This window comes from Vibrio sp. Vb1554 (genome assembly GCF_033344235.1).
Genome location: NZ_JAWPOJ010000010.1, coordinates 175,518 through 183,403 on the forward strand (window position 1 = coordinate 175,518; position 7,886 = coordinate 183,403).

Annotated in this window: 7 protein-coding genes; 4 read left to right on the forward strand and 3 right to left on the reverse strand. The window is 43.8% G+C overall.

The features are described from left to right. Positions 1-3: 3 nt before the first annotated feature. The 3 genes from menC to R8N28_RS11125 all read left to right on the forward strand — a co-directional run bounded on the left by menC (position 4) and on the right by R8N28_RS11125 (position 2,694). Positions 4-993 carry an o-succinylbenzoate synthase gene (gene menC / locus R8N28_RS11115; protein ID WP_065274281.1) on the forward strand — a complete coding sequence of 330 codons (990 nt, stop codon included), beginning with the start codon at positions 4-6 and terminating at the stop codon, positions 991-993. Next, positions 978-2,405: an o-succinylbenzoate--CoA ligase gene (gene menE / locus R8N28_RS11120; protein ID WP_065274282.1), complete on the forward strand. Its 1,428-nt coding sequence runs from the start codon at positions 978-980 to the stop codon at positions 2,403-2,405. The genes menC and menE overlap by 16 nt, the downstream gene beginning before the upstream one ends. Before the next feature lie 100 nt (positions 2,406-2,505). Next, a complete protein-coding gene (locus tag R8N28_RS11125; protein ID WP_005382314.1) occupies positions 2,506-2,694 on the forward strand; it encodes a hypothetical protein in 189 nt (62 codons plus the stop codon). On the opposite strand, the gene R8N28_RS11130 is transcribed toward R8N28_RS11125, so the two are convergent. The 3 genes from R8N28_RS11130 to R8N28_RS11140 form a co-directional block, all read right to left on the reverse strand. Beyond that, positions 2,691-3,620: a YeiH family protein gene (locus tag R8N28_RS11130; protein ID WP_114139466.1), complete on the reverse strand. Its 930-nt coding sequence runs from the start codon at positions 3,618-3,620 to the stop codon at positions 2,691-2,693. The genes R8N28_RS11125 and R8N28_RS11130 overlap by 4 nt on opposite strands. 114 nt (positions 3,621-3,734) lie before the next feature. Beyond that, positions 3,735-5,609, reverse strand: coding sequence for an MFS transporter (locus R8N28_RS11135; RefSeq protein ID WP_033906874.1), 1,875 nt, complete (start codon positions 5,607-5,609; stop codon positions 3,735-3,737). Between the two features lie 13 nt (positions 5,610-5,622). Then, positions 5,623-6,213, reverse strand: coding sequence for a TetR/AcrR family transcriptional regulator (locus R8N28_RS11140; protein WP_005382308.1), 591 nt, complete (start codon positions 6,211-6,213; stop codon positions 5,623-5,625). A gap of 392 nt (positions 6,214-6,605) precedes the next feature. On the opposite strand from R8N28_RS11140, the gene R8N28_RS11145 reads away from it, so the two are divergent. Further along, on the forward strand, positions 6,606-7,478 hold the full coding sequence (locus R8N28_RS11145) for a Tim44 domain-containing protein (RefSeq protein ID WP_005384268.1): 873 nt from the start codon (positions 6,606-6,608) through the stop codon (positions 7,476-7,478). Positions 7,479-7,886 lie beyond the last annotated feature (408 nt).

Sequence of the window (7,886 nt, forward strand, 5' to 3'; positions counted from 1 at the left end):
ATTATGCGTGAAGCGAAAATTTATCGTTATAGCTTGCCCATGGATAGTGGTGTCATCCTACGTAACAACAAGCTAACCGAACGTGTTGGTTATGTTGTTGCGCTTTCCGAAGATGGTAAAACAGGGCTTGGAGAAGTCGCTCCTCTTCCTGGTTTTAGCTTAGAGAGCGCCGAAGATGCGGGTGTTCAGCTACAAGAACAGGCGGAGCGTTGGGTTGCAGAGTTGGATGTGGATTATGCCAATATGTACCCGTCGGTTGCGTTTGGTTTATCGATGGCACTGCTTGAATTAGCTGGTGGCTTACCACAACAAGGTAAATACCAAACAGCGCCACTATGCACTGGCGACCCAGATGAGCTCATTCCAAAGCTGAACGAAATGGAAGGTGAGAAAGTCGCTAAGGTGAAAGTTGGACTTTATGAGCCAATTCGCGATGGCATGCTTGTGAACCTTTTTCTTGAATCAATCCCTCAATTAACGCTTCGACTCGATGCCAATCGCGCTTGGACACCAGAAAAAGCGCAGCAGTTCGCTAAGTACATTGCCCCGTCTCTGCGTCAACGAATCACGTTTCTAGAAGAGCCGTGCCGCTCTCCTGGCGATAGTCTCTCTTTTGCGATTAATACTGGTATTGCTATCGCTTGGGATGAAACATTGCAAGATGCGGTTCGTCGTGAAGATTTCCGTCTTGAAGATCTAACTGGTGTGAAAACGATCATCATCAAACCCACACTCATTGGTTCGGTGGATTTTTGTATTACACTGATAGAGAAAGCGAAGTCACTGGGGATGAAAGCAGTGATTAGCTCGAGCATTGAATCCAGTCTCGGTTTAACTCAATTAGCGCGCTTTGCCCAATGGCAGCTGCCTGATGAAGTTCCAGGCTTGGATACGATTGGCTTATTCAAAGCTCAGCTAGAGCAGGGCTGGCCTAAGTGTGAACTTCCCGTTCTTCCTCTAAAAGACCAGGAGATTGTGTGGCATTCTGCGTAGACAATATTGCGAAGGCGCCATGGAAATATTGGGCTCAAACGAGCCCTTTTTCTATTGCACTCAAGACATCAACAGAAGTATTAAACTGGCAACAACTCTCGAAGCGTATTGACCAATACACTCACTATTTGAATGACTTGGGTGTAACTCGGGGGGATGTGCTGACTTTGGTTGGCAAGAACCAAGTAGAAACACTGTTGTTTTATCTTGCCTCCAAACAGTTAGGCGCGCTCGCTGCGCTGACCATGGAACAACCACTAGATAAGTTGCAGGGTAAGCTTGCTACACTTTACAGGCCTGATCAAACTCGGTTTATCTGGTTTTCTCAGGAGTGCGCTTCGACCTTTTCTGAACATGATATACAAAAACTCAAGGCAACATTGCTTTCACCGCCTGTAGTATCACAGCAAGAGAGTGATTCGTTGACTGAAGATAGCTATCATCATGACCGGCTCGCTTCAGTAGTATTTACTTCTGGCTCTACAGGGGAGCCTAAAGCTGTGGTTCATACACATCGACAGCATCTTGCGTCTGCAGAGGGCTTGTTGCAGGAGTTCATTTTCACTCAGCAAGATGCTTGGCTATTATCGCTTCCGCTGTATCACGTCTCTGGATTGGCGATTGTCTATCGTTGGCTATATGTCGGAGCAACACTAAAAGTCGGTTCAGGGAAACTTGTTGATGATGTTCAGGGCGTATCACACGCTTCTTTGGTTGCGACTCAGCTCAAACGGTTATTGGATGATGATGCACATTTGTCATTGACACATGTGCTACTGGGCGGCAGCCACGTTGATCACGAGTTGGCACTACGAGCAACAGGGCAAGGCATTGAGACATGGTTAGGTTATGGGATGACGGAGGCGGCCTCTACCGTTACCGCAAAGAGAATTGACAGTACCAGTAATGCTGGGCATGTATTGGAGCACCGTAAGATAAAATTAGTTGACCAACGCATTTTTGTTGGCGGTAAGACATTAGCGGCAGGGTATTTCCATCAAGGACATGTTACCCCATTTCTGGATGAGAAAGGCTGGTTTGACAGCAAGGATCTTGGCGAGTGGCAAGGTGATGAATTAAAGATAATCGGCCGTGCCGACAATCAGTTTATCTCTGGTGGTGAGAATATCCATTGTGAAGAGATTGAAGCCGCTTTGAACCAAATTGATGGTGTAGTGCAGAGTATAGTGGTTCCAGTCGAAGACGCGGAGTTTGGTCATAGACCAGTAGCTGTGATTCAGACCAATGGATTGCGCAGCAAGTCGGAGTATGACCAGCACTTGCAATCAAAGTTAGAGAAGTTTAAATGGCCAGTGGGATACCATGTAATGCCAGAAACTCTACTAGAAGGTGGGATCAAAATTTCACGTAAGGCCGTGAAAGAGTGGCTGTTGTCATCACTTCAGCATTAGTCAATTTTGCTATGTATTAGTCATAAAGAGAATTTCGTATCCTTATAACTCTGAATCATAATTATGCTTCTTCGTGGAGAGAAAATGCATAAGGTTCAGGATGGCAAAGCTAGTTTTAATTGCGGCAGTAGCACTACAAATTGGTATCGCGATAAGTAGTGAAGGGCTAGCCCGCTCTCTTGCAGAGCTAACGGCATTTTTGATCGCTATTGCGTTGGTCGTTATATACAAAAATAGCAAACGGGAAATGCCGTCCCCTCAACGCGATAAGCAGACCACCAATATCTAAAACAGTAACCAACTTAGAGAAGTGGTCGAAATTAACACCCACAGAGTCACACCAAACAACAGTGGCTTAGCTCCAGCAGACTTTAGTTTTGAAATTGAAATGCTACAACCTATCAAGAACAGACATACAACCAACGCTTGCTTTGCTCCAATGAAAATGCCGTGATAGACCATTTCAAATTGAGGAAATAAGTCGCTAAACGCGATAGCTGCACAGTACCAAAAAATGAAATAAGGGATAGCTAGTTTTTTCTTTCCATTCTCTTTTTGGCCTCTTGAAAAGATGACGGCACTGATCAAAGCAACAGGAATGATCCATAAAGCGCGCGCGAGTTTCAATGTTGTTGCCGTCGTTAGTGCTTCTTCCCCATAGGCCGAGGCAGCCCCGACAACAGAAGATGTGTCATGAATGGAAATCGCAGCCCATGTGCCAAACGTGTGTTGATCTAGCCCTAAAGCATGTCCAATCACAGGAAACACAAAGAGTGCAATGGAGTTCAGGACAAATACCGTTGCCAGTGCTAATCCAATCTGCTCGTCTTTCGCTTTAATGGCCGGTGCCACAGCAGCAATTGCGCTACCACCACAAATTGCAGTACCTGATGAGATTAAGTAAGCGGTTACTCGCTCCAATTTAATTACCCTGGCAATGAGAGTGCCCATGATCAGTGTGCCTGTAATAGTGGCGATGATCAGGCCGATACCATCCGATGTGACTGCAAGTGCTTGCTCAAAGTTGATGCCAAAGCCTAAGCCAATAATCGAGTAAGACAGCAGCTTTTTAGTAAAAGAAGCGATGGGCAGCTCGGAAGGCACAAAACCAAAACTTGCGAGTAGAAAACCGATAACTAGAGCAATGGGAGAGGAGGCAAGAGGGGTTAGACAAAAAAGTAACGCCAATCCAAACAGGAGGTAGTTTCTATTCAAGGTTTTTATTCGCTGTTGTGAATGAAAGGGAGAGTATATCGCACTGGGTGTGGTCAGTTTGTCTTAATGATTTGAACACATGTTCAGTTATCCTAAACATGTGTTCAAGTGTATTTATCGCCAGTCGCCTCTAAGTTGATGCACTTTATCGAACATTGTTTTTGCCGTTGCTTCATTTGGTGGCACCGGTTGTCCTGCCTCAATTTCTAGCTTTGACCAAAATCGAGTCGGTAAGCCACAGCATGCGCGACCTTTTGCGCGGCTGAAATAGCTTCCCCATAAGCCTTTAAGTGCAACAGGTATGACGGGTACTGGGCTACGACGTAGAATGATATCAATACCGCGCATGAATTCATTCATTTCACCATCTGAAGTTAATCTTCCTTCAGGGAAAATACAGACGATATGACCTTCGCTTAGCGCAGCTTCCACATCGTTAAATGCACGTCTGATAGAGCTTCTGTTACTCGCTGAAATTGGAATTACCCCAGTTCGACGTAAAAAGCGCCTTAATGGAGGTAGGTTGGCGTAATCTTCCTCCATCACAAAACGAATCAACCTTGGGCATACGGCACTAAGTAGCAATGCATCCATGTAGCTTACATGATTACATACAATCAATGCCCCACCATGCTCGGGTAGGTTGTGTAGATTCTTATGCTTAACTCGATAGATGGTGTGCGTAAGCATCCACATGACAAAGCGAACTACAAAAATAGGAATTTGCAAAAAGATGTAAGCGGCGACTAAGAAATTTAAAACGGCTAACAATGCAAACAGCTGAGGAATTGTCATCTTGATTACACTTAGGCACACAATACCTAAGACAGCGCTGCCGACCATAAACAGAGAGTTAAAAATGTTGAGCCCTGCGATGACTTGAGCACGTTCGGTTTCCTTTGCTCGATGCTGCATTAATGCGTAAAGAGGCACGATAAACAAACCGCCCGAAGCGCCAATCATCAATAGGTAGAAAAATAATGGCCAAAAAGGCTCATATCTAAAGAAGTCTACAAAGTTATGGAAAGTAGGTAGATCATTGGGAATGGAAGTGGCCATTAGGTACCCAAATACCGTAATGCCAAAGGCACCAATTGGCACAATACCGACTTCGATACGATGGTTTGAGATCCAATTGCAAAGTAGCGACCCTAGCGCGATACCAATGGAAAATAGAGCGAGCAAGAAAGACACCGCACTCTCGGTGCCATTTAGGTAAATCTTAGTGAAATTCGGAAATTGTGTTAGATATGCGGCGCCTAAAAACCAAAACCAGCTTATTGCCATTATGCATTGAAAAACAACTCGATCGGATTTGGCGATAGAGAGCGTGTGTTTGGTTTGCTTGTATGGTTGCCAACGAAAAGAGAGATTGGGCGCGCTGGCTGCAGCAAAGGGGATTGAGCGGCTCGACAAGTAGCCTAACAATGCGAAGATCACGACACAAAATGCGGCAAGGTATTTTGCGTTGTCTGCAGAGGCTATAATCCCAGCGCCTAAGGTGCCAATAAGGATGGCGATAAAGGTACCTGCTTCAACAAGAGCGTTGCCGGGCACTAACTCTTTAGCATTTAACTTTTGAGGCAAAAGGGCATATTTAACTGGGCCAAAAAATGCTGACTGTGTGCCCATTAAAAACAGTAGCAATAAAAGCACACCATAACTTTCGGTTATGAATCCGATGGCACCCAAGAGCATGATGGCTATTTCAAATAGTTTAACCTTACGAATAAACCATGACTTTTCATATTTGTCGGCTAATACGCCAGCGGAAGCAGAGAACAGAAAGAACGGTAGAATGAACAAGCCTGCCGCAAGGTTGATGAACAAATTGCTCGAAATAGGTAGTGCACTGGAGCCAGCGAATGCGACAAATAACAGCAAAACGTTTTTAAAAATATTGTCGTTGAAAGCGCCAAAAAACTGAGTAATGAAATAGGGCAGGAACTTTCTCTGCGTAAGTAAGGACGGCTGTCTGTCGGATGACATGGATAATCCTTTGTTACCAGTTCGTGAGGTAGTTGGAAAGAAGATTACTGATCAATTCTTTGCCATCAATTGGTTCACTAGAGAAAAACTTATCATCAACACTGAGTAAAGTAATGCCATGTACGCCAGACCAAAGGACTCGACTCGCTTGAATCACTTCGGATTCAGTACGATGTGGTGCGATTTGAGCCAATAGTGACTCTAGCATTCCCGTCATACCATCGATACGTTTGGCATGCCATTCCGGAAGTTCTGCTCCATTCATGTTGTGTTCGAACACTAACTGCCAACGGTATGGGTGTTTTTGAGCAAAATCGTGGTAGCAATAAGCGAGTTCAAAAAGCGCTTGATGGGAGTCTTTGCTGTCATTAGTTGCTTTGCGTGCTTCTTGAGATAACTCATCTAAAGTTTGAGCGACAACATGAAGCAACAACAAATTATAATTACCAAAAACATTTACCAATGTGCTTGGCACGTAACCAATCATGTTAGCGATTTTACGAAGACTGAGTTCGTGGTAAGAATTCTCATCTAAAAAGTTTTTGACCGTTGTTAACGTCAAATTCACTAACTCTTCTCGGGTGTGATCGTTTCTGCGTGCCATATTCTCAAACTACTTTATTGAACATCGTTCAATATGATAGTCAGCTACCTATTAACCGTCAACAAGGCAATGTGTCCAAGTGCCCTCAAGGTGTAGGATTCTGAGCTGTGTCACTGATTCTAATTCAAGTAAAACAATCTGGAGTATTAGTGAACTTATTCCATACTTTTTTTACATTGATCAAGCGCCTTCAGCTGAATTGTAAGCAGTGTGAGCAGTCTGCATTTTTGGCAATATTCTGATACATGTCAGCTTCTATAAGCTATTTTCATCAATCGGTATACAGAGTATGATGACTTAAAAATCATCTTTGGCGTGCTACTGTTTGAAACAACGATTGTTTCGTCTTGAAAATGGGGCACTATCTTAGATAGCTAACTTTAAGGATAACGATGAAACGTTTATTTTCTATTGTTGCTTTGTTGATGTTTACTGTTGCTGTAACGCCTATCGCGGAAGCGAAGAAGTTTGGTGGCAGTAAGTCTTTCGGTAAGAGCTACAAAACCGCACCAGCACCGAAACAACAGCAACAAAACACCAATACGGTCGGTAAAGATCAGACGACAAAGTCTTCAAGTAAGAAAGGCCTTATGGGTGGTCTGCTAGGCGGACTTCTTGCTGGTGGTCTACTTGCTGCATTCTTTGGCGGTGCTTTTGAAGGTATCCAGTTTATGGATATCCTAATTATTGGTTTGATTGCCTTTGTCATCTTTAAACTAATGCGCGGTATGCTAGGTGCGAAGCAGGGCAGTATGAACCAGCATCGTCAACAGCCTGCATTTGGTGGCAACGCGTCTAAGTTTGAGCAACCAAACATGCAAAACTTTGAGCAACAACCAAACACAAATAATGGTGGCTTTGGTGGTTTTGGCGCTCAAACAGACGTACCACATAACTACCCACCGGGTTTTGACCAAGCAGCGTTCATTAATGGTTCTCGTGAACACTATCGAATCCTGCAAGGTGCGTGGAATCACAACCAGTTAGAAACTATTGAAGAATATGTTTCTCCAAGCTTGTTTGAAGACCTAAAAGCAGAGCGCGCGAAGCTCGACGGTGAGCAGCATACTGACGTAATGTACGTTGATGCGGAGATCGTCCGTGCTGATTACGATGCAAATAAAGCACAGCTTAGTCTGCAGTTTAGCGGTCGTTACCGTGACACAGTAGAAGGTGTTGAAGAAGAAATCGAAGATATCTGGCACCTAGAGCGTGACTTGACTGCGCCTAATGCGCCATGGTTAATCGTTGGCATTCAAGGCTAGTCACCTTTAAACCAATTTAGTCACTAGTAAAAATCCCGCATCCCCTGCGGGATTTTTTGTATCTATCATTTATATTTCTTGTACGTGTTTTTATACAAACATCACTAATTGAGTCCGCTTGATAACTTTTGCTCTAATTTTGCGAGCCCACTTTTTCTAGTAAGTCCTAAAGTGTTTTCCTATTTATATTGAACATTCATATTAAGGCCATACGAACTAACAAAATCAAAATAGCTAGTACATTGTTTGTAGGGTAAAGATCTGCTCCTCAGCCTTTTGTTTGTGGAGTTTCACATGGGGTTGGTTGCTTTAGTGAGATTGAGTATAGGTTATACCAATCGTAGTAAATAACTGGTCATTCTAGCTTGTTAAAATACTCGATAACTGCGTTGCAATTTTTGATTGTAG

What these genes read in the sequence shown, in the direction of transcription:
- menC (WP_065274281.1), top strand. Translation starts at nt 4, where the DNA reads ATGCGTGAAGCGAAAATTTATCGTTATAGCTTGCCCATGGATAGTGGT.
- R8N28_RS11125 (WP_005382314.1), top strand. Translation starts at nt 2,506, where the DNA reads ATGGCAAAGCTAGTTTTAATTGCGGCAGTAGCACTACAAATTGGTATC.
- R8N28_RS11135 (WP_033906874.1), bottom strand. Translation starts at nt 5,609, where the DNA reads ATGTCATCCGACAGACAGCCGTCCTTACTTACGCAGAGAAAGTTCCTG.
- R8N28_RS11140 (WP_005382308.1), bottom strand. Translation starts at nt 6,213, where the DNA reads ATGGCACGCAGAAACGATCACACCCGAGAAGAGTTAGTGAATTTGACG.
- R8N28_RS11145 (WP_005384268.1), top strand. Translation starts at nt 6,606, where the DNA reads ATGAAACGTTTATTTTCTATTGTTGCTTTGTTGATGTTTACTGTTGCT.